The following is a 14244-nucleotide window of genomic DNA, read 5'->3' on the forward strand; positions in this document are numbered from 1 at the left end:
CAGCGACTTTAACTAATTCCACGATATCAAATTCATTCTTTAGCTCAAAAATTACTTGCGCTTTGACTTTGTTTGTAATTTTTCCTGTGCTTGAACTAAAGCGTTCAACTTTTTTAAGTAGGCGTTCTCCATACGTAAACGCTCATTTTCAGCCTGTAGAGCCTCAAGCGATCCTTCAACTGGTAATTGTTTTTTAACATTAGTTTTTGTTTCTTTTTTCATGGATGATCGCCCCTTTTTCTTTGGATGTAGGGCATCAATTCCTCCAGTCTCAAATAACTTGCGCCAGTTTCGGATCAAGCCTGGTGAAGAAATATTGAAAATGGCAGCTGCGTCATAAGAGGATATACCCGTGTCTTTCATAAACTTGAGTACATTTAGTTTAAACTCTACAGAATAACTTGTATAGGATTTAATAAATGCTTCTAAACCAAATTGTTCATAAAGGCGTATCCATCCACTTAAGATAGGAGGACTAACATTAACTTCTTCCGCAACTTTATTAATACTTTCATTTCTTTTTAAATACCTTAATACAATTTGAATTTTTTCTTCCGTTGTAAATTTGGCCATTAAAACACCCCGTAAATGTTAGTTTGGTGTCTAACATTTACGAGGCAGATCAAAGTTGGCACTTAGCTTTTTAATTTCTCCCTGTATCAAAAGTTTTTATACACAAAAAAACCGATTCTCTTTATCATCTTTGAGAATCGGCTGGCGGATCACTTTGAAATTGGATGTATATTTTCAATGGGAATCATCCTTTTACTTAGCTTTTACTTTTATGATTGCATTTCCATAGCTATCCATTGCTTTTAAGTAAGATTCCTTAGCATTAGCGATAAATAAAGCTATTTTTGTCAATTTGTTTCCTTCAGAACTAGTGACGAATGTGCTCATTTTTGCCATTTTGGTTTTCCCCCTTGTGACTTGTTGTTCTAATTATGTCATGGTTGGCATTATTTGGGCAAAGTCACCGAAAACGCAAACAACTCTTATGTAAACGGGAACAATCGATATGAAAACGTATAAAGAAGCGGGTTATCTAATTGTAAAGCCTTTTATCTCTGTTTTTCACAGCTTTTCATTTTTAGATCCATTGATGCAGACCTATATACACATTTAGCGTTGGAAGTACTTCCCATTTTATAGATTAATAGGTAAAATAAAATTTACTATTAATTTAACAGAAAGGTTGAATCCCTATGCGTAAAGTATATTCAAACATCTTGTTTATTGCGGGGTGGTTATTTTTAACCTTTAGTTTTTATTTATTTTTATTAGCCTTTATTGAAATAAGCTCACTTTATATCGGAGCTTCTTTACTTATTCTTGGGTTAATTTCTTTATTCGTTTCAAAAAGACTTGGGGATCATTCAGGTAATATGTTTTCTCTTTTTACAAGATAATCACCAAATCCCAGGTTAAAGAAAAAAGACACTTATTTAATATGTGTCTTTTAGACTCTCATATAAGATTTTAATACGATTTCATTCAGCGAGCTGTTATTGGGAGCATCAATAGCAGCCTGGTCTCTTCCTTTTAAGTCAAACTTGCCAGATGCTCCTCAAGACGATCCATCGTCTGTTCAGCACCTGGGACGGCATAAGTTTTCACCTTATCGAAGACGGCGGCGCTTTCTTCAAAAAATGTTCTATACGTGAGTTTGGTCTTACCAACCAGATCCTCAAAAGTTGCTGTCGCCAGAAAATGGGGAAACACAGCATGTTTGAAGACGATTCTCTCGAAATTAACGATTTCGACAAAGACGTTGGTATTGGGATAATCAACGCCATCAGGGCCGTGCATGATAAACTGCCATGTACCGCCCGGTTTCAGATCAAACTTCTGAAAAGTCGATGTAAAACCTCGTGGTCCCCACCACTTCGACAACTGCTCCTCTTTCGTCCAAGCAGCAAACACAAGATCTCGTGGAGCATTAAATACGCGGATGATCACAATCTCGCGATCACCTACCTGTGTTGCGATTTTGTTTGTTGCGTTGTTTTGGTTCATATCCATCCCTCCAAACTGAAATTGACTTGTTGAACCTATATCCTATGTAATCAGAATTAAATAAGCTGTAAGTTTTTTACTTTTTTTCTCAAACATAGCAAATAAAAAATGCATGATTTCAATAAGCTGCTTACTTGAAATAACCTGAAGTATTTTTAAGACTTTACATTAAGTCCTATTTTTATCTTGTTTAACAGGTATATATATTTCAATTTGACTATTTGGACTTTCGAGTGCATAGATATCCTTCCAATATTCAATATCAAATTTTCTTAGAGAATACTCATTTATGACATCATATGTGTCGCCGATTTCAGATTCTGGACCTTTATGGACAAATTTTGCAAAACGCCCTGCAGGTACTGAATGTTTTATCATACCTTTGGGAAGATCACCATAAGACGTTACTTCAGCCGCAACAATATGTGTGTACGGAACATCAGGAGTCCATTGGCAATCAGGATAGATTTGAATTAAATAGATCCCCTCGCCTTTCCTGTTAGCAACTTCATATTTTCTATCAAATAATTCCTCACGTAACTTTCCCACAGTTCGATTGTTCATTATATGATTAAGACTGTCATTTACTGAAAATCCTACCAGCTTCAATTCATCTCTTTCCAATATTTCCACTTGATTCATTTTCATCTTTCACACTCCTATCACAGTCGTTATCTTGCTACGGATATAGAATTCTTCATTTATTGCTAAACTCCTTTCGTTAATGTCCGACACGTCCTTTCTTCTTTACCTGCACCGTTACTTAAATAGGAATAGCTATCCTCCAGTTTGAACCTTCACAATCTTAATTTCCAAGAAAAAAAAGCTGTTTCAGTAGCCCTTATTTGATGTGTATATAAAAAATTTATGCTTAACCGTCTGGGCTTTGGTGATGAAAACGTGGGGGTTAACGGCTATAATAATGGCAGGGCTGTAATCCTGATAATCTGAAAAGTAGGTGAAATCATATAAAAATTTCTTCTCCCAAACTTCCATTAACAGAGAATGAAAAAGTACAATTAAAAAAGTGTAAAATAAAATTAAAAGAGATTCCCGGTATAGATATTTCACATTTATCCAAGTGTTTACAAACTTCAGTTGAACGAACTAAATACCTCCATGTACTTGCTCAATTCCAAATGGTACCTTCTATCGGACCCAAAGTCGCTCAACGAGTCATTGACCTAGGTTATTATTCTCTTCAAGAGATCCAAAACGAAAATGGGGCTGATTTAATAAATCGCTTAGAAGCACTTTATGGATATTGGGATGACCCTTGTGTGGAAGATTCTTTAAGATGTATTGTGCATTATGCCAAACATCCCGATAGCGAAAAAAGTTGGTTTGATTTTACTAAAGAGCGCAAAAGATATCGTCAAGAATATGGATATCCAATGGACAGACCTAAGTTAGCTTGGCATGAAGTGAAAAAATGATCCTGTTTTTTGACAAGTGTGATGAGGGTTTATTTGTTCACTCTTTATGTAAGGGATAGCATCAGGAAATACGGATTATAGAGAGACAACAAGATCGCTCCACAGCGGTCTCCTTTTTAGCTCTTTCACCCGTTAGATTAACAACTAATTAACCAATTTCCTTACGGCTTTTTGAATTTTATCATCAACTTCTACTTCCAAACTTAAGTCACGTTCGTGAACATAAAAGAGTAATACATTATTAGCTTCATAAAGATTATAGGCAACGAGATTTGCAGCTGCTGTTTTATGATGAAAATCCTCTAGACCCTTTTCTCGTGCTTTAGGTGAATCATAAATAAAAACCAATAACAGTTTCCCGTCCAATTCATAAGATGAAGGTCTGCCTCCATTTAGTTTCATTCCAAAAATATTATGATCACTAACTTTACTTTCTTTAAGCTGCAAATGATGTTCTTTAAAAGAAGTTAGTAATTCTTCCAATGTCATTATATTGGAATTTGTTGGTTGGCAAGCAGTCAATAAGAAAACTAGTGATATAAAGATTAATGTTACTTTATTCAATTAATCGCCTCCTTAAATGGTTAGACGTAAATATAATTGATATGTTTCTATTCAGTGCATTTATACAAATTTCTCTTTTTAGCAATAAAAAACGATGCTAAGTAAAGCACCGCCACCCGTTTGTTAAAGTAGAGTTATTCACAAACCTATATATTCAACCTTAAATATGTAAAAGGTTGCCGCAGCACCCCTCCATCTTCAACTCAAGTGCTTTTAGTTTGATAAGGACCGAAAATAGTTTAAAATTTCAATTCCAACATATTCCTCTTTTTTTGGATACTCATTCCGATAGTAGCAATTCCAGTAACTCACTACTCGACTCTCGATTTTATGATAAAATATTGGATTATCAATAATGAATTCTTTTATTTTCTTTTTATTCACTTTATCCAAATTGGATTTAATCACCTGTAAAATTTCGATTACATATTCACCCATTATACGAATTATATAAGGAATAATCCAATGATACTCATTGCTTCGTTGAATGATTTTCGATAAATTTTCTTCCCTAATCAATCCATTGTGATGCCTTGTAAATAAAACAGCTAATATTACTTGCTGCTGTTCTGTTAAGGAAATTATTTGTGATGTAGAAGGTACATTAAAGTAAATTCGTTCAGGAATACTAAGCAAACTTCTACAAAAGTCAACCTCAAAACAGTGTGAAAAGTCCAATTTGTTTATTTGATTAATCATACGTAAAACACCATCGCATCTTCTTCTAAAGTTGACGGAAATGCTTTTAGTAATTCAAATTTTCTATCTGACATATCCCCACCAACTTTTCATAACCTGATTTACTTCATTCGGTACGAAATTATCTATTTCCTGATTCAACTTGCCTCCATCGTTACTTTAATAAAAAAACGCCCCTACCTTAATACGCTTTAAATGTATTACTGCACATTCTTTCGTTTTCGTTAATAAACCTTTAACTTTTCCCAACATATAATGTTGAAGCCCAGCTAAAAGGAGTGAAATCATATGGGATATTTCCCGAGGCAAGGGACAATGGTACCGCAATCCCCTCCCCCGCCTTTCATACCGCCAAAACCTTCTGTATCTTATATTGTTGATTGTGTATATCAAAACACTTATGTATGGCTTATTAATGGGAACCAATTCTGGTTTTATCCAACTCGTGTCGAATATGGTGAAGTATCAGGATATAGATGGAACGGTTCTTTCTAGCAATTCTACGGAATTGAGCCAAGATTAATAGATGCGGTTGCCTGTTACCCAACTCCTACCCTTTACTAATATCCAAAAAGCCTTTTGATCAATAAAACCACAAGGCTTTTCCTTCGTCATTTTCAGGTAGATGTCATTTATGCTGCCTGACAGGATCAATGTCCATAATTTAGTTGTTTTACTGACTAATCTGTGATTCAAATGTTTAATAATTATTGAATTCTTATTAAATAGAAAAAACATATGTATGGGAAACTTCCGTGTTCTCCTATGTGGTTAATCCCTTTTATACCAAAGTTTTTTATAACAGCATTAAACCCTGTTCCACTAATGACCGTTTGTTAAAACACTTCTAATTTCTTGAATGACTGGTTTACCTGACAATAAACAAACTAGATCGATTTCGGTAAGCCTTTTCAATGTGTTGTATACATAAACATTATCCTTTTGAAGTATCTGCTCAGCAACTACACTTAAGATAAATAACATTTTAAACGCTTCAATCGTAACAATATCATAGTGTGAAAGTTTCCGCAGGGAATGATATCCTTTTACAATTTCAAGCGCTGCCAAGCCGTCATCACCCGACATATGGGCGCACATTTCACCTAAATCATACAGCAGGTAGCCGTAAACACAGCGTCCGAAGTCAATCGGAATCACATTTTCCCCTTCAGATAAAAAGTTTGCATCACGCAAATCCGTATGTACAATTCCTAAATAATCTGGTCTTTTATCCATTTCGTCCATTCTCGTCATGACAAATTCTAATGATTGTTTGACGATTTCAAATTGAGCTTGAGTAATGGTGCCAACATGAATGCCTTGCTCTATTGTATGAATAACATTTTGTACATACTCTTGTCTGTGAGCAGGTCGATTGCTATATTCGCCTGCTAAATATTGATTCGAACAATTATGCAGCTTTGCAGCAGCCAAACCTGCGCGATAGGCTTGTTTCATATAAGCAACTGATTGTTTAACCAGCTCATTTCCTGGTATATATTTTCTTAACAAGCATAGAACACTCTTGCCATTCAAAATCATGGAGGTATGCAGCCGGCCGTTTTTATCTTTAATCGGGACTGGTGTTTGTAGCTCAGGGTAATTTTCGTTAAACAAATGCAGAATTCTGATTTCTGAAGCAATGGCTTCATGCGAAAAATACTTATCATCCTCCGAGTTTGCTGTGCTATCTTCATTTTCCTTCTTCAAATAAATATCAAATATATATTCTTCCTTTGCTGTTGAACATATTTTATATACGATTTTTGCGCTATGGGATATAAATTCTATTCATTCCACAGCTATTAAATAATCTTCTCGTAACAACTCTCTTATTTTAACTTCATACATTCAAATCACCCCAAGGAAAAATAACGATCAATTGCGCTGTAATTCTACCCCTCTTCAATTTAAATGAATACCTACAATGTTATTCCATGTGAGATGATTCTTTTCCTTCTTTAACAGTCCTGCTTCATTCGTCAAATAAGCGAATCAATAAAGGACCTTATATGAATTCATTAAAAAGAGCAGCCATTACAGCCGCCCATGAGTACCACTTTTTCATTTTCCATATATTTTTGTACAAATTAACAAAAGCTTTTAATAAGAAATTTGGCACGTTTAGTCTGATAATTGCATTAATCTCTCCTAACCTAGTGTCATCATTCTTGAACGGTTAGGATTACTCCATCTATATTGTTGCCTGAAATCTCATAATGGACATTCTTTGGTACTGTAATGGTCGTTGCTTTTGAAATGGGGTAATACGATATCGTATATTTTTCCCCCTCGACACTGGCAGAAATGTTCGGTTCTTCTTTTACGTAGTCCAAATATTCTTCTAATGTGAAATGCTTTTCCTGCATAATCGCGCTGTGGGGCAAACCGACATATCGGATATGCCATGGTTCATACTGAATGCCAGTAATATCCACTTTATCCTTTGGATAGCGTAAAATAAACCCATATTTCCATGCATTTTGTTCGATCCACTTTCCTTCGGGTGCTTCATTCATTTTCATTTTCGTAGATCCAACATCAAGCGATAGACCTAAATTGTGTTCGCTATAGCCTGCCGGCAAGGCATAGTCAGCTCCCAATTCTTGAAATAGTGCACTTTGTTCAGCCAAGTCGCGGAAGCCGCTATTTATTGAGAAATGATAAATCCCTTCCTTTTCAGCTCCAGCGACCATTTCCGAAAATTTTTGAGCCACCTCTTCTGACAAAAGGATTCCGTTATCGTTCAAAGAGTATCCCCTTATCAATTCATTGTGCTCAGCTAAATTGACGACATCTCTTCTTATACTTTCTTGTTGAACAGGAAACTCTTTGTTGACCAAGAGTAGTGAACCTTGATAAATTTGTTCTTTTGTGATTTCTATATTTTCAATCGTTTCCGAAGAACCTCTTTCCTCCGAAGGAGCCATATCGTATTGCTCATATTGTTGAATCTTTATTCGGTCTTGAAAAAACGGTACGTTATTTACGTCTGCTAAGCCTATGAATCCTACCAAAATTAATAAAAAACCCCACTTCTTCATGTTTAGTTCCTCCAAAATCTTTATTTGCTAATAGATTAGGAAAAACTATTTAAATAAAATGTAGGGTAAATATTAAATTTTTCTTAAATCATTTGGCTGGTCTTGACCATTAGTCGATGGCTCCTGTTGCTGCTGAGGCAATCGAACTTCAAATACCGTTTGAATTACACTGCTTTCTGCTGTAATCGTTCCATTATGCTGTTCCACAATATTCTTCGCAATAAATAAGCCAAGACCTGTGCTATCATTTCGATGGGTTCTTGCCTTATCCCCGGTATAAAACATATCAAAGAGATGCGGCAGTTCATTTTCGGGAATTTGATCGCCGTAATTCACCACCTGTACGACGACTTCATCAGCATCTATAGATCCTTTAATATCCACGAACTGGCCCTCATATCCATAGCGATTGGCATTCGTCAGAAGATTTTCAAACACTCGAGCCAACAACTCTCCGTCACCAACAATAGGTAAATGAGGAGGAATGTCCATTCGGGCCATTAAATGGTTTTTCTCGAAAAGCGGGAACAACTCTTCTGTTAATTGATGGAGCAGGTCAGTTAAGTTAATTTGCTTTTTATTCACGGGCAGCTTTCCATAGTTCATTCTCGTTATTTCGAATAATTCATCTATAAGTCGTTCTAAACGCTGAGATTTGGTAAAAGCAATCGTTAAAAAATGTTTAACCTGTTCTTGCTTCAAATTCTCTTCTTTTAGGACCAAATCCAAATAGCCCAAAACAGAGGTTAGTGGTGTCCGTAAATCATGTGCCAAATTGACGACCAACTGATCCTTGCTGCTTTCCGAAAAATCTCCTCTTTCTACAGCTTGTTTCAATTTTTCGCTTGCCAAATTAATATCATGGGCAATATCTCGAAATTCATCATTTGACTTGATGTGAATTTGATGTGAAAAGTCTCCCCGAGATAGATAATGGATTCCGATTGAAATCTCATTAAAATAGCTGGAATATCGCTTCGTGAGTAAGTAAAAGAATATGAACGAAAGCGGGATAAATAGTAGTAAAAAGACGTTAATGTCGCCAATTTGCTTCATCATTTTCCGATAATATTCCAGTCGGTCACCATACTGGGCATTCGAGTGATAATAGAATTGGAGTGATTTAAAGAGGATAAACGTTATAATCCCAGAATAAATCATACTTAAACCAAATAATAGCACCATCTTTGCACGAAAGCTGTGTATCATTTTAACCATTGAAGGAATACCCTACACCCCACACGGTTTTAATCCATTTGTGGTTCTGTTTGCCTTCTTCAAGTTTTTTCCTCAACGTACGAATATGTACCATGACAGTATTGCCGCTTTCAAAGTATGCTTCTCCCCACACATGCTGAAAAATATTTTCCACACTATAAACCTTCTTCGGATGACTCGCAAGTAAATACAAAATATCAAACTCCTTCGGCGTAAGCTCGATGGTTTTACCGTATAAAACAACGGTCCGCTCTTCAGGGGATATCACCAAACCGCCAAACTCTAAACCCGATTTACTATTTATCTTGGATTGATTTAACTTCATAAAGCGCCGAAGCTGCGCATTTACACGGGCCACCAATTCAATCGGGGTAAATGGTTTTGTCATATAATCATCGGCTCCAATCACCAGTCCGTGGACTTTATCAAAGTCAGATGTTTTAGCACTTAAAAAAATGATAGGCAAATTATATTGTTCGCGAATGAGGCGCGTTACTTCATATCCATCGATTTTCGGCATCATAATATCCAAGATCAGCAAATCAACTAGTTGCGTTTGAATAACATTAAGAGCTTCTTGACCATCAAATACCTTAATGACATGGTACCCCTCTTTTTCTAAATGGATGGCAATCAGCTCAGCAATTTCCTCTTCATCATCAGCAACTAAAATCGATAAACGTTTCAATTTGTCCACTCCTATATAAATTACATTTGTAAGTTTTTATCTGTTTGATCGTACATTAGACGTTTTTTCATGTTATTAATTTGGAAACCTCTTAGCAGACCAGATCTAACGATTGTAGTTAGATAATGGAAATTTATAGTTTCTATATAATTCTTAATAAAAGTTCCTACTCTAAAATTTAAACCAATAAACATGTTTGATTCAATGCATTTAAAGAGAAAAGGTACTGATAGACTTAACAATCCATCCTTTTTGTTGATGGAAGCCTACTTATATGTTATATCCCTTCCCAAAATATAAATTTGTCACGTATGCTTGCTTCTAAGACAAAAACCACCATTGTAGTGGCATTTACGTTTTTTCAACTCTTGCGTCCGTTCGTTGAAGGACGAATTTTGAGATATTATTTTATTTTATGATTATTTAATACTCTCAATATTAATTATCCCTTTTTTCCTCCCAAAGTTGTAAACGCTCTTCATGACTCACTACTTTATGGATTTGGTGCAGCATCCATACATAACCAAAAGAGTCCATAAATATTGCATTTGACACTCCGTAATCAGGTAGCTCAGTAACCGGTTGTATCTCTGTGCACTCCAAACTCATTGCCTTTGTATATGTTTCCTTGATATCAGGGACAGAGACGTTAAACCAAATTGTTTTAGGGTCATCTTGGGTTGGTGCTATCAATTGAAATTCTGGATTTTCATCCAACATGTGAAATCGTACGCCGTAAAGGGTAAAAACCACTTCATTTTGACCTTTTGGTAAATCTGAAACCTCAACACGTTTGATTTCAAATATCTTTTCATATAATTTCAATGCTTTTAAACTATCTGTAACAACTAGATCAATTTCGACTCCTACCATTATAAACACACTCCTTTTATTAGCTTTTATTTCATCATTTTTCTTCTAGTTTTTTTTATCAAGTATACCAAATTCATAAGTTAAATATGGAATTCATTTTCAATTATCCTGCAACGTCAGCACAATAGAAAAAGGCTTTACTTCTTAGAGAAGTAAAGCGACAGATTCTTGAAGCTCGTTATTAAAGTAATTTCCCGTTTAGAAGAAGATTTATTAATTATACAGCGTGAAAAAAATCCCGACAATGCTAACGCATTGCCGGATAATATTTATTTCAAACTGGGATCAAAGCAGCTGTCCGCCTGATGCTTCAAGGCGCGTCCCATTCACCCAGCCCATCTCATCCGTACACAAGGACGCGACAACACCGCCGATATCTTCTGATTCTCCAACCCTACCCAGAGCAATTTGTGAACCAATAAAATCTCTCATTTCACGATTGTCCCTTACTGCGCCTCCGCCGAAATCCGTTGCGATCGCTCCGGGGGCAACCACGTTTACCCGAATGCCTCTTGATCCCCATTCTTTAGCCATGTATTTCGTTAAGATTTCAATCGCACCTTTCATCGCAGCATAAGCTCCGAACCCCTCTATCACAAAACGAGTCAAGCCTGTTGAAATATTGACGATCCTTCCATTGTCAGCAATACGGGTAATCAACTTCTGTGTTAGGAAAAATACACCTTTGAACTGCACGTTCATTATACTGTCAAATTGTTCCTCTGTTGTGTCTGCAACAGAAGCGTGTACCCCGTATCCTGCATTGTTAACCAAAATATCGAATTGCTCTCGATTCCATTTTTCTTTCAGCACGTTGGACAGCCGGAATACAAAATCTTCAAACATAGATACGTCACCAGTATCCAGTTGCAATGCGGCGGCTTTTTGGCCGTTTCCTTCAATTATCTTTACGACCTCTTCCGCATCTTCTTTTCGAGTAAGATACGTGACGATGACATCAATTCCTTTACGTGATAGTTCGATAGCTGAATTTCTGCCTAGCCCTCTGCTTCCCCCAGTTACAATTGCAATTTTTTGATTTGAATTCATAAATATGTCCCCTTTGTATATAAAAGTTAACCACTTGATAACTTGTTATTTGTGGTCTATAGTGAGTATAATGCCTCGAGTTAACTTTAGGTCAAGGGGGAAGAGAAAAAGTGAATTATACCATTAAGGAAGTCGCGAACAAATTCGGTCTATCCATCCACACGCTGCGTTACTATGATAATGAGGGATTAATGCCCTTTATCGAGAGGGACAAATCTGGCAATCGAGTTTTCACTGAAACGGATCTCAATTGGGTAACCATGATTTGCTGTCTAAAGGATACGGGAATGTCAATCAAGGAAATTAAGCAGTATGCTGATTGGTGCAAGCAGGGTACACAAACGATTGACGAACGGAAGGAAATGCTTACCGCTCATCGTAAACAAGTCTTAAAGCAGGTTGAGGATTTAAAGAAAAACCTTGAGCTCATCGATTCAAAAATCGCGTTCTACGAAGATCCTGATCAGGCCCGTAAAATGGATGAGCTTTTGGATAAAACAGCAACGTCATCTGATCATTAAAGGTCCTTACATGGTCCTATTATCATAACTGGATGTTCTGCTATATCCGCAATAATCATGTATATACCCATTCTATACTTTATCCCTAGATGGAATTGAATTTTCTCTTCTTAAATTTGCCCAAGAACGGAAAAACAAAACCATTTATTTAGGGAGCATTGACAGTTTCGTTTCTATCAGTATAAACTTTCATATTTTTTACTAGGTTCAATTCTCTCATTTACCCTTTATCTCTATTTCTTTTATCATTCATCAGCGGAAAACATATTATTTAGCCATATAATTGTTCCTCCAAAAGAATGAGAGGGATTCTTTTTTTTATGGAACCATGATATCGTTAAAGTTTGTTGGGAAAGGAAGTTTTTTCTCCTTACCCGCATTCCTTTGATATAGTGAAAAAAAGTGGGAGTTGATAGAATGTTTTTCTTTGAACTGTTCCAACAGTTGCCCGTAAGAATTTTAACGGCGGCACTGCTGATTATACTCACGACCTATTTGATCCGTAAATCCATCAAGCTTTTCTTTGACAAAACGAGCATCTTGGATGAAAAGCGGGAAGAGACATTGATGCATTTCTCCAACCAGGTGACAAAGGTTTTGGCACTGGTGATCTTCTTTATTTATGTGTTTAGCCATTTCTATGATCTGACAAAGCTTGTCACTGGTTCAGTCGTGTTGGCAAGTGCCTTGGCATTGATCCTCCAGCATATTATCCGCGATTACATTATGGGTCTGACCTACTTGTTTGAGCGCCAGATTCATCACGGGGATTATGTCATTATCAATGGAAACCGTCAGGGAAAAATTGAGGAAATCAGCATGCGCCATCTGAAGATCCGTCAGTATGATGGATACCTCTATACTGTATCCTATAGCAACATCACGGAACTTCAAAACGGGAACAAGGGAATGCGCCGGGTGAACGAAAGCCTTGTCCTTAACTATAAACAAAATCCGGACGATGCTTTCAAGGTGTTAGAGGAAGTGGCAAAAACATGCAATGAGAAATACCATGAATACTTGTTGAAGGATGTGAACGGCGTTCCCTTGGAGAGTTTCAAGTTCAACCACATCACCGAACTAAACGTGGATTACAGGGGTCACCAGTATTCATTATCAGGTCTTGTGAATGAAGCCGATTTCGTGGCAGCAGGCAAAAAAGTGAGATATGAACTGGCGATGGCTGCCTACAACAACGACTTGATGATGGCAGATAGCGGAGGATTGGAAACCAACAAGGCTTGTGATCCTCAAGTTTCATAGTAAAGTGTACATCGAAGCCTAGTTCAGCTCTGAAATATAGGAACCTTTATCAAAAAAGCAGAAACTCGCCATAGTTGAACTGCACCAAAATTGTTAGACACAAAACTAACAATGGAGGTGCAGTTTTTTATATGGCTAAATTCACATTCGAGGACAAGTTATGGGCAGTAAAAGAGTATGAAAAAGGATCTCTTTCATATCGTGATATTGCTAATAAGCTAGGTACTCATCATAAGTCAATACAAAAGTGGGTAAATCTTTATGTTGAATATGGAGAAGATTCCTTAAGAAAAAGTTACACAAATTACTCTGCTGCGTTTAAAATGAAGGTACTCAAATATATGGATGATAATTGGGCATCTCTTAATGATACAGCGGTGAAGTTTAAAATTCCCGACCCCTCAACCATCAGTGCTTGGAGGAGAGCTGTTGATACAGAAGGAGCGGAAGCCCTCTTACCAAAAAAGAAGGTGCGACCTCCCATGACAAAAGATAGAAAGAAGAACGATTTAACCAACGAAACAAATGAATCCCTTATCCAAGAAGTCGAACGTTTACGAATGGAGAACGCATATCTAAAAAAGTTGAATGCCTTAGTTCAGGAACAGAAAAAATTACAACAAAAATCAAAGCGCAAGTAATTTTTGAACTAAGGAATGACTATAAAGTCGCTGAGCTGACCAAGGTAGCAGGGATTAAAAGAAGTACGTATTATTATTGGACAAAACACATGGACCGCCCTGATAAATACGCTGAGGTTAAAGAGGCAATACAAGAGATATATCACCAACATAAAGGTCGTTATGGACATCGTAACATAAAAAAAGAGCTTGATAAGAAAGGTTTAAATCATGATCCGAAGACTGTCCTCA

At 36.5% G+C, this 14244-nt stretch carries 19 protein-coding genes; 7 read left to right on the forward strand and 12 right to left on the reverse strand.

Annotated features, from left to right (window positions below; translation table 11 throughout):
- Positions 1-51: 51 nt before the first annotated feature.
- Entirely contained in the window at positions 52-573 is a 522-nt protein-coding gene (locus WQ54_RS17040; RefSeq protein ID WP_046585775.1) for an IS3 family transposase, read from the reverse strand.
- 192 nt (positions 574-765) lie between these two features.
- On the reverse strand, positions 766-909 hold the full coding sequence (locus WQ54_RS33725; protein WP_156178000.1) for a hypothetical protein: 144 nt from the start codon (positions 907-909) through the stop codon (positions 766-768).
- Between the two features lie 296 nt (positions 910-1205).
- Here WQ54_RS33725 and WQ54_RS17045 point away from each other — a divergent pair, with 296 nt between their 5' ends.
- Positions 1206-1409, forward strand: a complete 204-nt coding sequence (locus WQ54_RS17045; protein WP_046585776.1) for a hypothetical protein — start codon at positions 1206-1208, stop codon at positions 1407-1409.
- Between the two features lie 133 nt (positions 1410-1542).
- Here WQ54_RS17045 and WQ54_RS17050 read toward each other — a convergent pair whose 3' ends face one another.
- Entirely contained in the window at positions 1543-2016 is a 474-nt protein-coding gene (locus WQ54_RS17050; protein WP_046585779.1) for an SRPBCC family protein, read from the reverse strand.
- 168 nt (positions 2017-2184) lie between these two features.
- The gene (locus WQ54_RS17055) at positions 2185-2664 is read right to left on the reverse strand and encodes a GyrI-like domain-containing protein (RefSeq protein ID WP_046585782.1); all 480 of its coding nucleotides are present in this window, start codon (positions 2662-2664) and stop codon (positions 2185-2187) included.
- 416 nt (positions 2665-3080) lie between these two features.
- On the opposite strand from WQ54_RS17055, the gene WQ54_RS17060 reads away from it, so the two are divergent.
- Positions 3081-3452, forward strand: a complete 372-nt coding sequence (locus WQ54_RS17060) for a helix-hairpin-helix domain-containing protein (RefSeq protein WP_331435132.1) — start codon at positions 3081-3083, stop codon at positions 3450-3452.
- A 144-nt stretch (positions 3453-3596) separates the two neighbouring features.
- Here WQ54_RS17060 and WQ54_RS17065 read toward each other — a convergent pair whose 3' ends face one another.
- Together WQ54_RS17065 and WQ54_RS17070 are read right to left on the reverse strand one after the other, a co-directional pair.
- Entirely contained in the window at positions 3597-4016 is a 420-nt protein-coding gene (locus tag WQ54_RS17065; RefSeq protein WP_046585787.1) for a hypothetical protein, read from the reverse strand.
- A gap of 213 nt (positions 4017-4229) precedes the next feature.
- Positions 4230-4715, reverse strand: coding sequence for a hypothetical protein (locus WQ54_RS17070; protein WP_052737849.1), 486 nt, complete (start codon positions 4713-4715; stop codon positions 4230-4232).
- Between the two features lie 288 nt (positions 4716-5003).
- Between WQ54_RS17070 and WQ54_RS17075 the strand changes: the two genes are divergently transcribed.
- Entirely contained in the window at positions 5004-5210 is a 207-nt protein-coding gene (locus tag WQ54_RS17075) for a transporter (RefSeq protein WP_231597556.1), read from the forward strand.
- Between the two features lie 327 nt (positions 5211-5537).
- Here the strand turns inward: WQ54_RS17075 and WQ54_RS17085 are convergent, their stop codons facing one another.
- The 6 genes from WQ54_RS17085 to WQ54_RS17110 form a co-directional block, all read right to left on the reverse strand.
- Complete coding sequence (locus WQ54_RS17085) at positions 5538-6425, reverse strand: phosphotransferase enzyme family protein (protein ID WP_046585792.1); 888 nt, start codon at positions 6423-6425, stop codon at positions 5538-5540.
- A gap of 455 nt (positions 6426-6880) precedes the next feature.
- Entirely contained in the window at positions 6881-7759 is an 879-nt protein-coding gene (gene vanY / locus WQ54_RS17090) for a VanY-A/VanY-F/VanY-M family D-Ala-D-Ala carboxypeptidase (RefSeq protein ID WP_046585793.1), read from the reverse strand.
- 72 nt (positions 7760-7831) lie between these two features.
- Positions 7832-8977 carry a sensor histidine kinase KdpD gene (locus WQ54_RS17095; protein ID WP_046585795.1) on the reverse strand — a complete coding sequence of 382 codons (1146 nt, stop codon included), beginning with the start codon at positions 8975-8977 and terminating at the stop codon, positions 7832-7834.
- On the reverse strand, positions 8970-9665 hold the full coding sequence (vanR, locus tag WQ54_RS17100) for a vancomycin resistance response regulator transcription factor, VanR-F/VanR-M family (RefSeq protein ID WP_046585797.1): 696 nt from the start codon (positions 9663-9665) through the stop codon (positions 8970-8972). The genes WQ54_RS17095 and vanR overlap by 8 nt, the downstream gene beginning before the upstream one ends.
- A 438-nt stretch (positions 9666-10103) precedes the next feature.
- The gene (locus WQ54_RS17105) at positions 10104-10538 is read right to left on the reverse strand and encodes a MerR family transcriptional regulator (RefSeq protein WP_046585798.1); all 435 of its coding nucleotides are present in this window, start codon (positions 10536-10538) and stop codon (positions 10104-10106) included.
- A 285-nt stretch (positions 10539-10823) separates the two neighbouring features.
- Entirely contained in the window at positions 10824-11588 is a 765-nt protein-coding gene (locus WQ54_RS17110; protein ID WP_046585800.1) for an SDR family oxidoreductase, read from the reverse strand.
- A 110-nt stretch (positions 11589-11698) separates the two neighbouring features.
- On the opposite strand from WQ54_RS17110, the gene WQ54_RS17115 reads away from it, so the two are divergent.
- From WQ54_RS17115 to WQ54_RS35660, 4 genes are all read left to right on the forward strand, one after another.
- A complete protein-coding gene (locus WQ54_RS17115) occupies positions 11699-12109 on the forward strand; it encodes a MerR family transcriptional regulator (RefSeq protein WP_046585802.1) in 411 nt (136 codons plus the stop codon).
- Positions 12110-12526: 417 nt separating this feature from the next.
- Positions 12527-13372, forward strand: a complete 846-nt coding sequence (locus tag WQ54_RS17120; protein ID WP_046585804.1) for a mechanosensitive ion channel family protein — start codon at positions 12527-12529, stop codon at positions 13370-13372.
- 131 nt (positions 13373-13503) lie between these two features.
- On the forward strand, positions 13504-14013 hold the full coding sequence (locus WQ54_RS17125) for a helix-turn-helix domain-containing protein (protein ID WP_046585807.1): 510 nt from the start codon (positions 13504-13506) through the stop codon (positions 14011-14013).
- Between the two features lie 89 nt (positions 14014-14102).
- On the forward strand, positions 14103-14244 hold a 142-nt coding region (locus WQ54_RS35660; RefSeq protein ID WP_156178001.1), incomplete at its 3' end, for an IS3 family transposase.

The organism is Bacillus sp. SA1-12, assembly GCF_000981385.1.
Classification (GTDB): domain Bacteria; phylum Bacillota; class Bacilli; order Bacillales; family Bacillaceae; genus Metabacillus.

What these genes read in the sequence shown, in the direction of transcription:
- WQ54_RS17040 (WP_046585775.1), bottom strand. Translation starts at nt 573, where the DNA reads ATGGCCAAATTTACAACGGAAGAAAAAATTCAAATTGTATTAAGGTAT.
- WQ54_RS33725 (WP_156178000.1), bottom strand. Translation starts at nt 909, where the DNA reads ATGGCAAAAATGAGCACATTCGTCACTAGTTCTGAAGGAAACAAATTG.
- WQ54_RS17045 (WP_046585776.1), top strand. Translation starts at nt 1,206, where the DNA reads ATGCGTAAAGTATATTCAAACATCTTGTTTATTGCGGGGTGGTTATTT.
- WQ54_RS17050 (WP_046585779.1), bottom strand. Translation starts at nt 2,016, where the DNA reads ATGAACCAAAACAACGCAACAAACAAAATCGCAACACAGGTAGGTGAT.
- WQ54_RS17055 (WP_046585782.1), bottom strand. Translation starts at nt 2,664, where the DNA reads ATGAAAATGAATCAAGTGGAAATATTGGAAAGAGATGAATTGAAGCTG.
- WQ54_RS17070 (WP_052737849.1), bottom strand. Translation starts at nt 4,715, where the DNA reads ATGATTAATCAAATAAACAAATTGGACTTTTCACACTGTTTTGAGGTT.
- WQ54_RS17075 (WP_231597556.1), top strand. Translation starts at nt 5,004, where the DNA reads ATGGGATATTTCCCGAGGCAAGGGACAATGGTACCGCAATCCCCTCCC.
- vanY (WP_046585793.1), bottom strand. Translation starts at nt 7,759, where the DNA reads ATGAAGAAGTGGGGTTTTTTATTAATTTTGGTAGGATTCATAGGCTTA.
- WQ54_RS17095 (WP_046585795.1), bottom strand. Translation starts at nt 8,977, where the DNA reads ATGGTTAAAATGATACACAGCTTTCGTGCAAAGATGGTGCTATTATTT.
- WQ54_RS17105 (WP_046585798.1), bottom strand. Translation starts at nt 10,538, where the DNA reads ATGGTAGGAGTCGAAATTGATCTAGTTGTTACAGATAGTTTAAAAGCA.
- WQ54_RS17110 (WP_046585800.1), bottom strand. Translation starts at nt 11,588, where the DNA reads ATGAATTCAAATCAAAAAATTGCAATTGTAACTGGGGGAAGCAGAGGG.
- WQ54_RS17120 (WP_046585804.1), top strand. Translation starts at nt 12,527, where the DNA reads ATGTTTTTCTTTGAACTGTTCCAACAGTTGCCCGTAAGAATTTTAACG.
- WQ54_RS17125 (WP_046585807.1), top strand. Translation starts at nt 13,504, where the DNA reads ATGGCTAAATTCACATTCGAGGACAAGTTATGGGCAGTAAAAGAGTAT.